Origin of the sequence: Bacillus sp. CECT 9360 (assembly GCF_918741275.1) — a bacterium.
GTDB lineage: Bacteria > Bacillota > Bacilli > Bacillales > DSM-1321 > Peribacillus.
In genome coordinates this window covers 176967-191907 of the sequence record NZ_CAKKNA010000004.1, presented here as the reverse complement: position 1 = coordinate 191907, position 14941 = coordinate 176967, and the positions used below count along the sequence as shown (strand labels likewise).

Genomic DNA, 14941 nt, shown 5'->3' with positions numbered 1-14941 from the left:
ATTATTCGGATTTCTGCTCGATTATCTGGATTTCTGCTCGATTATTTGGATTTGTGCTCGATTATTCGGATTTCTGCTCGATTATTCGGATTTGTGCTCGATTATTCGGATTTGTGCTCGATTATCTGGATTTCTGCTCGATTATCTAGATTTGTGCTCGATTATTCGTATTTGTGCTCGATCATCTGAATTTGTGCTCGATTACCCAAATTTACGAGCGATTATTAGAATTTACGAGCGGTATAAAAATTTACGAGCAATTATCCATCCAAATACTGCTCGGTGACGGTTGATAATTCATACTAGCCCTTCATATTAAAAAACGCTTGGTCATGTTGCACCAAGCGTTTTTTGCTTTTATAAAATTACTGCTGTTCTCCGTACTTTAGTGACGCTTCTATAAAGTCGCGGAACAACGGCTGTGGACGTGTTGGTCTTGAAGTGAATTCAGGATGGAATTGACAAGCAACAAACCATGGGTGGTCTTTGATTTCGATAATTTCCACGAGACGTCCATCAGGGCTTGTACCAGAGAATACAAATCCCGCCTGTTCCATAGCCGGACGGTAATGATTATTGAATTCAAAACGATGGCGATGGCGTTCATACACTACTTCATCCTGATAAGCGGCATGCGCTTTCGAACCTTCTGAGAGCTTGCAAGCATATAAGCCAAGACGTAGTGTTCCGCCAAGGTCTTCTACATCCTTCTGTTCAGGAAGCAAGTCAATGATCGGATCCGGCGTTTCAAAATTGATTTCTGATGAGTGGGCGCCTTCAAGGCCTAATACATGACGTGCATATTCTACAGAGGCGAGCTGCATGCCTAAACAGATACCGAAAAATGGTTTTTTATTGATCCGTGCATATTCGGTCGCAGAGATTTTCCCTTCAATTCCGCGGTCACCGAATCCGCCCGGTACAAGAATTCCATCAACATCTCCGAGCAACTCGGCCACGTTTTCACGGGTAACATGCTCTGCGTTGACCCATTTAATTTTAATATCTGAATCGAACGTATAACCAGCATGCTTAAGCGCTTCTACAACCGAAATATACGCATCCTGGAGTTCAACATATTTACCAACCAATGCGATTGTCGTGGCCTTTGATAGGTTGGTGACTTTCTGGACTAGCTCTTTCCATTCGCTCATATCCGCTTCACGGCAATCCAGCTTTAAGTGATTGCAGACGATTTGGTCCATTTTTTGCTTTTGCAGCGCTAACGGAATCGAATACAAGGTATCGGCATCCTGGCATTCAATGACTGCTTTTGTGTCAATATCGCAGAATAAAGCAATTTTGTCTTTCATATCCTGGGATATTGGCATTTCTGTACGGACTACGATAATATTCGGCTGAATGCCCAGGCTGCGAAGCTCTTTAACACTGTGCTGGGTCGGCTTCGTTTTCATTTCACCGGCTGCTTTAATATATGGAACGAGGGTACAATGGATGTACATCACATTATCGCGGCCAATGTCACTCTTGATTTGACGGATGGCTTCAAGGAATGGCAAGGACTCAATATCGCCAACTGTTCCCCCGATTTCCGTGATGACAACGTCTGCATTGGTTTCATGCCCGGCTCTGAATACGCGCTCTTTAATTTCATTAGTAATATGGGGGATAACTTGTACGGTTCCGCCTAAGTAATCACCACGGCGCTCTTTTCTTAAAACGGTGGAATAAACTTTTCCTGTTGTTACATTGCTGTGTTTGCCAAGATTAATGTCAATAAACCTTTCATAGTGGCCTAAATCCAGATCGGTTTCTGCCCCATCGTCCGTTACGAAGACTTCCCCATGCTGATACGGGCTCATTGTCCCGGGATCCACATTAATATACGGGTCGAATTTTTGAATGGTCACATTCAAGCCCCGGTTCTTTAACAGCCTTCCGAGAGAAGCTGCCGTTATTCCTTTTCCTAATGAAGAAACGACTCCACCTGTTACGAAAATATATTTTGTCATTGTCTTTTCCCCCTCTTCTATCTTTATGAGTAACAAAAGGACGGATTATTTAAAAATCAGACCTTGTTGGATATTCATGTAGTTTTTCCCTACAACGAAAAATCATTACTAAAATAAGCTCATTAGGAGGTCGTTATCTGTACTAAAAAAATAAAAACGCCCCTCTTACAAAAGTAAGGGAGCGCTGTATTTTATCAACATGTCCTTTTTTAAGGAGCCCAAAAATGATTTTACAAATTCCGACTTGAAAAGTCAAGCGCGTCAGAGAAACTTATCATTTCTCCTCTTCGTCGGTATCCTCCGATTCCTCTTCGTCATCTTCGTCATCCTCGTCATCTAGTTCAGCAAGTTCAGCTTCTTCATCAACTAAATCTTCTTCAAGATCCTCATCGAAGTCGTCATCATCGTCATCATCATCTACTTCAATCAAATCATCATCATCGAGAAGATCGTCTTCTTCCAGTTCTTCTTCCTCAAAATCAAGGTCATCTTCATCTTCAATATCTTCCACAACCGCTTTCTTCGATTTCTTCTTCTTTTTCGGTTTGGTGGCAACGTGGACGACTTCATCTTCAATTTGATCGACAGGATACCACGCCTTTAAACCCCAACGGTTTTCTCCAAGCGAAGTGAATCGGCCATCGACATTAAGGTCGGTATAAAATTGAGAGATTCTTTTATTTATCTCTTCATCCGAAAGACCCTGTAATTTTGAAACTTGAGCCATTAAGTCCTTAAAAGAAACCGGCTGCTTTTTTTCAGCAAGTAATTCATAAGCGATTTCTAAAAGTGACATTTCCGATAATTTCTCTTTTGAGTATTTTTTTAAAGCCAAGCTCTGCACTTCCTTTCTCTATTCCAAACATATACATTATGTTTTTTTACATAAAAAAATAATCTTAACAAGGATTCTTGCCTGTCAAATTGAAATTCTTGCCAGACATACTATTCATTATAAACAATTAAAATAGGTTTATGCCAGACATATCTCAATCTTTCAACGTTTTTTCACCGAGTTTTCTTTACTTTTCGCTCATTGAACGCGACCGTTTTTCCATTGGCGATAGGCCATCCAGAAAAAGAAAATAGATAACAGCAAAAAAGAAACAGCACCCAATGCATATTCATAGAATTTATAAAGGATAAAAAGTGCTCCTAAACAAAAAATGCCGTTTCTCACATGTTTCACATTCATTTTCTATCACTCCAAACAAACGCTTAAAAAACAATGGAACTATCATTATAGCCTTTTTTACTGATTATTATAAGTAAAAAATACCATTTGCTATTTCTATTCTTGATTTAATTAAAAAGCAGGTACTGAACCACTGTTTTTGTCGTTCAGTACCTTTCAGATATGCTACATATTCCTCCTATATTGTCCGCCAACCTCGTAAAGCGCGTGGGTGATTTGTCCAAGGCTTGCGACCTTTACGCATTCCATTAATTCGGCAAAAATATTTTCACCGTTCACTGCCGACTGCTTCAGGCGATTGATCGCCGCTTCATAGTGAGATCGGTTCCGTTCTTGGAATTCACGGAGATTTTGGATCTGCCCTTCCTTCTCTTCCGTGGTCGCACGAGCGATTTCCATGCTGTTCATCGCTTCCTCTGAAGGAGGGTTCGGGTTCAGATAGGTATTCACGCCAATAATCGGAAGCTCCCCTGAATGCTTTTTCATCTCGTAGTACATCGATTCATCTTGAATCTTTCCGCGTTGGTACTGTGTTTCCATCGCACCCAGTACACCGCCGCGGTCATTGATGCGGTCGAATTCTTCAAGCACCGCTTCCTCTACTAAATCGGTCAGCTCCTCGATGATAAAGGCACCTTGCTGCGGATTCTCATTCTTTGATAATCCATGTTCCTTCGTAATAATCATTTGGATCGCCATCGCTCTGCGCACCGATTCTTGTGTCGGCGTTGTGATCGCCTCATCATATGCGTTTGTATGGAGCGAATTACAGTTATCCTGGAGCGCCATAAGCGCCTGGAGTGTCGTACGGATATCGTTAAAGTCGATTTCCTGAGCATGCAGCGAACGGCCTGAGGTCTGGATATGGTATTTAAGCTTTTGGCTCCGTCCGCCTCCGCCGTACTTATCACGCATGACCGTAGCCCAAATTCTTCTCGCTACACGTCCGATTACGCTGTATTCCGGATCGAGTCCGTTAGAGAAAAAGAATGAAAGATTCGGTGCAAAATCGTCGATATTCATCCCGCGGCTTAAGTAATACTCGATATAGGTGAATCCATTGGCAAGCGTGAAGGCCAGCTGCGAAATGGGATTTGCGCCCGCTTCGGCGATATGGTAGCCCGAAATTGAAACGGAATAATAGTTTCTCACTTTATGTTCTATGAAATATTCCTGGATGTCACCCATCATCCGCAATGCGAATTCAGTTGAGAAGATACAGGTGTTTTGTCCCTGGTCTTCTTTTAAAATATCAGCCTGTACCGTACCGCGAACCGTTTGAAGAGTATAGGCACGGACTTCGACAAATTCTTCGGGAGTTAAGACCCTTCCGAGCTCCGCTTCCTTTTTCTGGACCTGCTGGTCAATGGCCGTATTCATGAACATTGCCAGAATGATCGGGGCCGGACCATTGATGGTCATCGAAACGGATGTGGAAGGAAGACAAAGATCAAAGCCGTCATATAGCTTCTTCATGTCATCCAATGTACAGATGCTGACGCCGCTTTCGCCGACCTTTCCGTAAATATCCGGGCGGTAATCCGGGTCTTCGCCATATAATGTCACGGAATCAAAAGCCGTACTGAGACGTTTTGCCTCATCATCCTTTGAAAGATAATGGAAACGGCGGTTCGTCCGGACGGGGGAGCCTTCTCCTGCGAATTGGCGCTTTGGATCCTCACCCTCACGTTTAAACGGAAATACTCCAGCGGTATACGGAAAATGTCCCGGAGCATTATCGCGGTATACCCAACGTAAGATTTCACCGTAATCGACGAATTTAGGAAGTGAGATTTTTGGGATCATGAGTCCTGCAAGGCTTTTTGTTTTCAATTCTGTAATAATCTCTTTATCCCTGATTTTCGCAATAAACTTCTCTCCTGAATATTGCTCTTTAAAGGCTGCCCAGCCATCAAGGATCTTTTTTGACTCCCCAGTAAGCTTAGAAGCTGCCCCGTCCCTTAATGTTTCCAGTACAGAAAGGATTTCTTGTTTTGTTCCTGTTTCTTTTACAGCATCAATGGCTCCTTCAATCTGGAACAACTTCCGGGCAAGATGAACCTGTTCTTCGGCTTGCTTATGATAATTGCGCACCGTTTCCGTAAGCTCCCGTAAATAATAACGGCGGTCGTTCGGGATGATTACATTTTGCTTCTTTACCTCAGCTTTCTTGGAGAACGATACCACCCAGTCCGTCCCTGCTTTTTCATTGACCTTCTCAATTAATGCCGCAAATAAAGCATTCGTTCCCGGATCATTGAATTGGGATGCGATTGTGCCGTATACAGGCAGTTCATCCGCATCCTGTTCAAACAGCAAATGGCTTCTTTGATATTGTTTTTGGACCTGTCTCTTCGCATCCTCTGAGCCTTTACGCTCAAATTTGTTTATGACAATTAAGTCGGCATAGTCGATCATATCGATTTTTTCCAGTTGGGATGGCGCTCCGAATTCACTTGTCATTACATACATCGATACGTTGCAAATATCGGTAATGCCGGCATCGCCCTGACCGATCCCGCTTGTTTCGACAATAATCACATCAAACCCGGCCGCTTTCACGACAGAGATGGCATCTTTCATTGCAAGCGACAGTTCACTCTTCGAAAGCCGGGTCGCCAGGCTTCTCATATACACCCGATCAGAGAAAATCGCATTCATCCGGATGCGGTCTCCCAACAGCGCGCCCCCTGTTTTTTGCTTTGTGGGGTCAACAGAGAGAACGGCAAGTTTCTTTTCAGGGATTTCAGTTAGAAATCGACGTATCAGTTCATCAGTTAATGAACTTTTACCCGCCCCGCCTGTACCGGTTATCCCGATAACCGGTACGTTTTTTTCGGATATCTTAACTTGCTCAAGGAGGCTTTCAGCCGCTGCTGCCATTTCAGCCGCTGCGTCCTGTTTGTTTTCAGCAAAAGTGATATACTGGGCTATCGTTCCTGATTCCCCGGAAAGCAACTTATCGAAACGTTCCTGGAGCGATGACTCTACTGTTGAATAATCACATTCCTCCAGCATGAGATTGATCATGCCTTGAAGGCCATTGACCCTTCCATCTTCCGGTGAAAAAATATGGGCAATTCCATAATCATGAAGCTCTTTAATTTCACGAGGGATGATGACTCCGCCGCCTCCACCGTAAATACGAATATGGCTTGCTCCTTTCTCCTTCAATAAGTCATACATGTATTTAAAATATTCAACATGCCCGCCTTGATAAGACGAAATCGCTATGCCTTGAGCATCCTCTTGAATTGCGGCATTGACTACCTCTTCTACAGACCGGTTATGACCCAGGTGAATCACCTCTGCCCCGCTTGATTGCAAAATCCGCCTCATAATATTGATCGATGCGTCATGGCCGTCAAATAAACTGGAAGCGGTTACAAAACGAACGTGATTTTTCGGCTTGTATTCCTTAATTGTACTCATATCGCTCCTCCTTTATGGTAGTGCCCTTGATTGTAATACATTCCGTTTATAAGCAATTCCGTTTGCAGTTCGATATATTCTTCAAGTGAGTACATTTTTTGAAGGGCCCAACGGCGGAACCCCCACATTTGTCCTTGGACGAAAATATTGTGTGCAAGCAGGCGAATTTGGCGCTCCGATAAATAACATTCGCCATTTTCTACACAACGCGTAATAACCAGTTCAAACATATGAACCATTTCCATTTCTTTTTTTAATACATAAGGAAGCGCGTCCTTTGTCAACGACTTGGCTTCCTGGTACATGACAAGCACCTCATCCTGCATGTCATCCATTACCTGAAAGAAATAGGAAATCGTCAACTTCAAGCTTTCCATTGTGCCTACACTTTGTTCCAGGTCCTTTTGCAGCCTGTCTTTTACTTCATCGTAGATAAAATCACAGACCAAATATAAAACATCTTCTTTTGTACGGATATATTCATATAGTGTACCGATACTAAAACCGGCTGCCTTGGCGATTTCTCTTGTTGTGGTCCGGTGGAATCCTTTTTCTTTGAATAAGCTAACGGCTCCTTTAATCATCTGTTCGCGCCGCTTGCTAACAAGCTTCTCGTCTTTTACGGAAGCATGGATTTCTCTTTTTTTCATACGTCACCCACCTTATTGCTTAAACGGTGCATTTTTTGAAGAAGAATAGTTCGAAGACTGTGGAAAGGCCATCCTGCCAAAACGTTTTCGTTTGGCAGGTTGCCTGGATTATTAATCTTTCGTGATCATTCTCGAGATAACCAGTTTTTGAATTTCCTGGGTTCCTTCATAGATTTGCGTGATTTTTGCGTCTCTCATGTAGCGTTCAACCGGATAGTCCTTTGTGTAACCATAGCCTCCAAAAACTTGGACGGCTTCTGTTGTTACCTTCATAGCCGCATCTCCGGCAAACAGTTTGGACATGGCTGATTCCTTCCCGTATGGAAGTCCTTCCGACTCAAGCCACGCTGCTTGATATGTCAGCAATCTCGCTGCTTCTACACTCGTTGCCATGTCAGCAAGCTTGAAACCGATTCCCTGTTGAGCTGCGATCGGCTTTCCGAATTGCACTCGTTCTTTTGCATAGTCTACTGCGGCATCTAAAGCGCCCTGTGCAATTCCTACAGCCTGCGCTGCAATCCCGTTCCTGCCGCCGTCAAGTGTCATCATCGCAATTTTGAAGCCTTCCCCTTCTTTGCCAAGCAAATTTTCTTTTGGAACCTTGCATTCTTCAAAAATAATTTCGGTTGTAGGTGATGAACGGATCCCTAATTTCTTTTCCTTTTTGCCTACGCTAAAGCCCGGAAAATCTTTCTCGACGATAAACGCAGTTGTGCCTTTTTGTTTGGATTCCGGATCTGTTAACGCAAACACGACATACGTATCAGCGATTCCACCGTTCGTGATAAATATCTTTGAGCCATTTAGAATGTAGTGATCACCTTCTAATCTCGCAGATGTCCTCATACCGCCCGCATCCGAGCCCGCTCCTGGTTCTGTCAAACCATAAGCGCCGATCTTTTCGCCTTGAGCCAGCGGCTTCAGGTATTTTTGCTTTTGTTCTTCAGATCCGAATTTATAAATTGGCCAGCCCGCAAGCGAGGTATGTGCCGATAACGTTACTCCTGTAGAGGCGCAAACCTTGGACAATTCTTCAATCGCAATACAATAGGCAAGATAGTCGCTGCCAATACCGCCATACTCTTCCGGCCATGGGATACCAGTGAGGCCGAGTGAGGCCATCTTATCAAAAATGTCACGATCAAATCGTTCTTCTTCATCTCTTTCAGCCGCTGTAGGTGCTACTTCATTTCTGGCAAAATCGCGAACCATTTTTCTAATCATTTCATGTTCTTCGGTCAGTTTAAATTGCATGATCCATATCCCCTGTCTTTGTTAAATATAGGCATTGTTTGAAATCGCCATCGTCTGAGTAAGCCTCTGCTAGCACGAAGTAGGCGATTTAAGCGATAAAAGTGATGATTTAAGTGAAAGGTACCACCCATTCACGCGAAAACTCCGATGATTTAAGCAAAACGATGCTTGTTTTAAGCGAAAATGGACCTGATTTAAGCGAAACTTAAATTCCACTTATTTTGGAAGTCCCGGGTAATAGGAATTTAATTATAGAGATGTTTACTGATAACGATCCGCTGGATTTCACTTGTGCCTTCATAGATTTCCGTAACCTTCGCATCCCGGAAATAGCGCTCCACCGGATATTCCTTTGTATAGCCGTAGCCGCCAAACACCTGGATGGCTTCCGTAGAGACCTCAACTGCTGTTTTTGAGGCCATCAGTTTTGCGATGGATGCTTCTTTTCCGCATGGCAGTCCCTGTGACCTTAAATAGGCGGCCTGGTAAACTAGTAACTTGGAAGCTTCAATAGCCGTCCCCATCTCCGCCAGTTTAAAGCCTATGCCCTGCTGTGCACTGATTGGCTTTCCAAACTGGACTCTTTCCTTTGCATAACGGACAGCATGTTCGAAGGAGCCTTCAGCGATTCCTAAGGACTGTGCAGCAATCCCGATGCGTCCGGACTCAAGATTGGACATTGCGATCCTGAAGCCTTCTCCTTCTTTACCAAGCAGGTTTTCCGCAGGAACCATCATATCCTCAAACGTAAGCTGCACCGTACGTGAACCGTGAAGGCCCATTTTGTGTTCATCCTTGCCGATGATTAAGCCCTTTGTGTTCTTATCAACAATAAAGGCTGAAATCCCTTTACTGCCGTACTCCGGATTCGTGGAGGCAAAAACGATGTAAACCTCTGCTTCTCCACCATTTGTGATAAAAACCTTGGAGCCGTTGATTTTATAATAATCTCCGACTTTAATAGCCTTTGATTTGAGGCCGCCCGCATCCGAGCCTGAGCTCGGTTCCGTCAAACAGAAAGCTCCGAGATACTCTCCCGATGCAAGCTTTGGTACGTATCTTTGCTTCTGTACTTCATTGCCGAAATAAAGAATAGGATAGGTGCCCACCGATGTGTGAACGGATAGAATTACCCCTAGAGCGGGACTTATTCTGGAAATCTCGTGGATGGCAATGATATAAGAGATGAAGTCCATTTCCGAACCGCCATATTGTTCAGGAACCGGTATTCCCATCAAGCCAAGCCCGCCCATTTTCTTCAACAGCGATCTTGGAAATTCACCGTCTTCCATCCTTCCAACAAAGGGAGCTATTTCGCTTTCCGCAAAATCGCGCACCATTTTGCGCATCATATTCTGCTCTTCATTCCATGTAAAATTCATAAAGTGCCTCCCGGATGCCTATTTACGAGATTAGTTGTATTCGTAAAAACCACGGCCGGATTTTTTGCCGAGCCAGCCTGCTTTTACATATTTTCTAAGCAATGGACACGGCCGGTATTTATCGTCTCCAAAGCCCTCGTGTAACGTCTCCATGATATAGAGGCACGTATCCAGGCCGATGAAGTCTGCAAGCGTCAGCGGGCCCATCGGATGGTTCATCCCTAACTTCATCACCTCATCGACCGCTTCTTTAGAAGCGACCCCTTCGTATACTGTATAAATGGCTTCATTTATCATCGGCATCAGTATCCGATTAGAGACGAACCCGGGAAAGTCATTCACTTCAACCGGGACTTTATTTAACGTTTTCGACATATCTTCAATGGCGTCATAAACTTCATCGGCTGTGGCAAGCCCGCGGATAATCTCGACTAGCTTCATGACAGGGACCGGGTTCATAAAGTGCATCCCGATCACTTTCTCAGGCCGCTTGGTCGCTGCTGCAATTTCGGTGATGGGCAGCGATGAAGTATTGGAAGCTAAAATGGTATGTTCCGGTGTTATTTCATCCAGGTCACTGAACAGCTTCGCTTTGATTTCCATATTTTCTACCGCTGCTTCAATGACAAGATCCACATCAGATGCATTTTTTAAATCTGTGGAAAGCGTCAGTCTAGCCAGTGTATTGCTTTTAACTGGCTCTGCCATCTTTCCCTTTTCTACTTGGCGGGAAAGGTTTTTATTAATAATTGAAAGTCCCCGTTCAACAAATTCTTGCTTTAAGTCATGCAAAATAACTTCATACCCGTTCATCGCGCATACCTGGGCGATTCCCGAGCCCATTTGACCGGCTCCGATGACCATCACTTTTGCAATCTTCATGAATGCTCCTCCACTCTGGACAATTGGCAATCTATCAAGCTTGTTTCGGAACCTCGATTAAAATGGCATCTCCCTGGCCGCCGCCGCTGCAGATGGCCGCAATCCCGATTCCGCCGCCACGCCGTTTTAATTCATGCATGAGCGTAATGATCACCCGTGCTCCGCTGGCCCCAATTGGATGCCCAAGCGCAACCGCTCCGCCATTTACGTTCACTTTTTCAGGATCTACGTTTGCCAATTTCCCGCTGGCAAGAGCAACAGCTGCAAAAGCTTCATTGATTTCAAATAAATCAATTTCCTCTAACGACCTACCTGTTTTTTTCAACAGCTCATTGATGACAAGTCCAGGGGTCTTAGGAAAATCCTTTGCTTCCACAGCAATCTCTGCATGTCCAATGATATAAGCAAAAGGAGTTTTCCCTTCCTTTTCCGCTCTTGCTTCGCTCATAAGCACTAGCGCACCTGCCCCGTCATTGACACCAGGGGCATTACCGGCAGTAATCGTGCCCTCATTATTAAAAGCGGGTCCAAGCTTAGCAAGCTTTTCAACGGAAGTATCTTTTCTCGGCGCTTCATCGTTCTTAACCGTTACCGGTTCACCTTTCCTGACGGGAACCTGGACAGATATAATTTCTTCGGCAAGGACACCATCTTCAATAGCAGCAATCGCTTTTTGGTGGCTTCTGAATGCCCAGTTATCCTGCTCTTCGCGCGACAACTCCAAGTCCTCAGCCGTACTGTTGCCATATGTCCCCATATGCACGCCGGTGAAGCTGCAGCTTAAACCGTCATGAACCATTACGTCTTTCATCACGGCATCTCCCATGCGGGCTCCCCATCTCGCTTTAGGCATAATATAAGGGGCATTGCTCATCGATTCCATGCCGCCAGCCACGATAACTTCCTCATCACCCAGGCGAATAATCTGGTCAGCTAGCGTCACACTTCTCAGCCCAGAGGCACAAACTTTGTTGATCGTTTCTGTTTTCACTTCCCATGGAAGTCCGGCATTTCTTGAAGCCTGACGCGAAGGGATCTGTCCCTGGCCTGCCTGAAGTACATTTCCCATAATGACTTCATCAACCTGACTGCCATCTAAACCTGCCCGTTGTAACGCTTCTTTAATAGCAATCCCGCCAAGCTCAGATGCAGTCAAGCTGCTCAATCCCCCGCCAAATTTTCCAAAGGGTGTTCTTACTCCACTGACAATAACTGTTCTAGCCATAAAGCTCCTCCTTTAATTTCTCTTTAACTTGCTATATAAATATTGAATGCTAAAAATAAACTGACTGAACGCTCGCTCAAAATGATGAGATAAAAAAACACCGTTAATGTAAGCGCTTTATTATATCTTATATGAAAATTGGAAAAAATTTAACTCTTAAATTAATTTTTTAAGAAAAAAAGTGCCTGCTTCTTCAAATAAATATTTCATTTTTGGAAGCAGGCATCTTGATATAGGCATTACTGATGAAAAGATTCGTTTGTTAAAGCTTAGGAAGCTTCGCCGAGGATTGATTTTTCCAATAACTCAGCGACATCATATGTTTTCACGTCTTCTTCCACTTCTTTTGCTTTTGTTCCATCTGTAATCATAGTCAAGCAATAAGGACAGCCTGAACTGATGACAGTAGGGCTTACTTCTAACGCTTGCTCTGTACGGGCTACGTTGATGCGGTGTCCGGTTTCTTCTTCCATCCACATCAGTCCACCGCCGGCGCCACAGCACATGCCATTTTCACGATTACGTTCCATCTCAACAAGCTTAGCGCCCGGGATCGCATTGAGAATATCCCTCGGTGCGTCATATACTTCGTTATAGCGTCCTAAGTAACAGGAATCATGGAATGTGATCGTTTCATTAACCGGATGCTTTGGCACAAGCCTTCCTTCTTTAACAAGCTCGGCAAGCAGCTCCGTATGATGATACACTTCCGCTTCCAAACCGAAATCAGGATATTCGTTTTTGAAAATATTGTATGCGTGTGGATCGATCGTTACGATCTTCTTCACTTCATTTTTCTCAAATTCTTCAATGTTCTTCGCTGCAAGCTCCTGGAAGATGAACTCATTACCTAAACGGCGCGGCGTATCTCCGGAGTTCTTCTCTTTGTTTCCTAAAATCGCGAACTTCACGCCCGCTTCATTCATAAGCTTAGCAAAGGATAATGCGATCTTTTGGCTACGGTTATCGTAAGAACCCATTGAACCGACCCAGAATAAGTATTCAAATTCTTCTTCAGCCTTTTTCATTTCCTTGACTGTTGGCACGACGACATCGTCACGGATTTCTCTCCAGTCTTCTCTTTCCTTACGGTTAAGGCCCCAAGGGTTGCCCTGGCGTTCGATGTTCTGCATCGCGCGCTGTGCATCCGGGTTCATTTTACCTTCTGTAAGTACTAAGTAACGACGCATATCGATGATTTTATCAACATGCTCGTTCATAACCGGACATTGATCTTCACAGTTACGGCAAGTCGTACAAGCCCAAAGCTCTTCTTCCGTGATGACTTCGCCGATTAAGGCCTGGTTGTATTCAACAGCTGCTGCAGATTCCTGAGCACCTTGTCCAGCACTTGCTAAGGCAATTTGGTTGCCCTGCGTATTTCCGAATACGAATGTTGGTACCCAAGGCTGTTTTGCAGTGATGGCAGCCCCTTTATTAGTCAGATGGTCGCGCATCTTGATGATGATATCCATCGGAGACAGCATTTTACCTGTTCCGGATGCCGGACACATATTCGTACAGCGCCCACATTCCACACAGGCATATAAATCTATCAATTGTAATTGGTTAAAATCTTCTATTTTTCCTGCACCGAAGGATTCCTGGGATTCGTCTTCAAAGTCAACCGCCTTAAGCTTCCCTGGATTATCTAGGCGACTAAAATAGACGTTGACAGGCCCTGCAATTAAATGCGCGTGCTTGGACTGCGGTATATATACTAGGAAGGTGAATAGGAAAATCGTATGAATCCACCATGCCATGTAGAATATAACCGTGGCGGCGGTTGGTCCCATCCAGCCTAAAAGAAAGGCGATCCCCGAAGCAACAGGCTCTGTCCAAGTCGCTTCATGTCCGTGCCAGATCATGCTCATTCCATTTCCCAAAAGGACGGAAAGCATTAATCCACCGAGTAAAATCAGGACTATGCCTGATTTAAAGCCGCGCTTTAAACGCACAAGCTTTTCAATATAGCGGCGGTAAAAAGACCACGCAACTGCAACGAGAATAGTCAGAGTGACGATTTCCTGGAAAAACGTGAACGCAGGATACAAGGGACCGAATGGTAAATTTGCACCCGGTTTAATTCCCTTTATAATAAAATCAATCGCACCAAACTGTACGAGAATAAAACCATAGAAGAACACGACGTGGATGGTTCCACTCTTCTTATCCTTTAACAGCTTCTTTTGGCCAAATACATTGACCCAAATTTTCTCGAGCCGTTCTTTTACACGGTTATCGAATTCTGCTTTTTTACCAAGCTTGATGTAGGCTGTTCTTGTTCTGATAAGGTATACAAACAGGCTGATAGCGTAAGCGGTTACAAACAAAAACGCAATTAGGTTAATCCATAGTAACGCATTCATAATCTTGCGCTCCTTTCTCTGCATATGCTGGTCTTAAAATGCACGTCGCTTCAAATGCTTTAAAATTAGAAACAGTGACATTTTTCTGAATTTGATTTAATTACATTATATAATGAATGAGCATTCAGTCAACTTTTTTCTTACTCTTCTCGCTATCTTTTTTACATGGGAAATTTTTTATGTGGGTGAATCAATTTCATAATTCCTTTTTATAAAGAAATACAGACCAACAGAATATTAGGTGCTCAAAAAAATTTCTTAGTTGTACCTGTTGAATTTGGCTGTTGATTTCCGCTACAGGCGGACGCTTTCCGCGGGCGGTCCGTGAGCCTCCTCGTCGCTTCGCTCCTGCGGGGTCTCAGCTGGCCACGCTTTTCCCGCAGGACGTTGAGTGATCATCCTAGAATAGACACCGCACGAGAAAATGCGTAGCATTTTCGAGGAGTCGCCACCCTCCACTCCAATCAACTGGTTTGGAAATCAAGAGTGAGTACTGACATAGACTATATTTTGTTGATTTAACTGAGCATTAATACGATCAAGGAATAAATCATTGCCGCATAGTTTAGCTCAGACAGG

General features: G+C 44.1%; 10 protein-coding genes. All 10 read right to left on the bottom strand.

Annotation, left to right across the window (positions count from 1 at the left end; all coding sequences use genetic code 11):
- Positions 1-365: 365 nt before the first annotated feature.
- Positions 366-1973, bottom strand: a complete 1608-nt coding sequence (locus LQ216_RS06380; protein ID WP_230127929.1) for a CTP synthase — start codon at positions 1971-1973, stop codon at positions 366-368.
- A gap of 274 nt (positions 1974-2247) precedes the next feature.
- Positions 2248-2817 carry a DNA-directed RNA polymerase subunit delta gene (gene rpoE / locus LQ216_RS06375; RefSeq protein WP_354958566.1) on the bottom strand — a complete coding sequence of 190 codons (570 nt, stop codon included), beginning with the start codon at positions 2815-2817 and terminating at the stop codon, positions 2248-2250.
- 189 nt (positions 2818-3006) lie between these two features.
- On the bottom strand, positions 3007-3168 hold the full coding sequence (locus LQ216_RS06370; protein ID WP_230127923.1) for a hypothetical protein: 162 nt from the start codon (positions 3166-3168) through the stop codon (positions 3007-3009).
- A gap of 165 nt (positions 3169-3333) precedes the next feature.
- Entirely contained in the window at positions 3334-6600 is a 3267-nt protein-coding gene (icmF, locus tag LQ216_RS06365) for a fused isobutyryl-CoA mutase/GTPase IcmF (protein ID WP_230127920.1), read from the bottom strand.
- A complete protein-coding gene (locus LQ216_RS06360) occupies positions 6597-7250 on the bottom strand; it encodes a TetR/AcrR family transcriptional regulator (RefSeq protein WP_230127917.1) in 654 nt (217 codons plus the stop codon). The genes icmF and LQ216_RS06360 overlap by 4 nt, the downstream gene beginning before the upstream one ends.
- Before the next feature lie 111 nt (positions 7251-7361).
- A complete protein-coding gene (locus LQ216_RS06355) occupies positions 7362-8504 on the bottom strand; it encodes an acyl-CoA dehydrogenase (protein ID WP_230127913.1) in 1143 nt (380 codons plus the stop codon).
- A gap of 245 nt (positions 8505-8749) precedes the next feature.
- Complete coding sequence (locus LQ216_RS06350; protein WP_230127911.1) at positions 8750-9886, bottom strand: acyl-CoA dehydrogenase; 1137 nt, start codon at positions 9884-9886, stop codon at positions 8750-8752.
- A 30-nt stretch (positions 9887-9916) separates the two neighbouring features.
- Positions 9917-10768, bottom strand: a complete 852-nt coding sequence (locus tag LQ216_RS06345) for a 3-hydroxybutyryl-CoA dehydrogenase (RefSeq protein ID WP_230127908.1) — start codon at positions 10766-10768, stop codon at positions 9917-9919.
- Between the two features lie 34 nt (positions 10769-10802).
- The gene (locus tag LQ216_RS06340; protein WP_230127905.1) at positions 10803-11993 is read right to left on the bottom strand and encodes an acetyl-CoA C-acetyltransferase; all 1191 of its coding nucleotides are present in this window, start codon (positions 11991-11993) and stop codon (positions 10803-10805) included.
- A 269-nt stretch (positions 11994-12262) separates the two neighbouring features.
- Entirely contained in the window at positions 12263-14362 is a 2100-nt protein-coding gene (locus LQ216_RS06335) for a heterodisulfide reductase-related iron-sulfur binding cluster (RefSeq protein WP_230127902.1), read from the bottom strand.
- Positions 14363-14941: the final 579 nt, after the last annotated feature.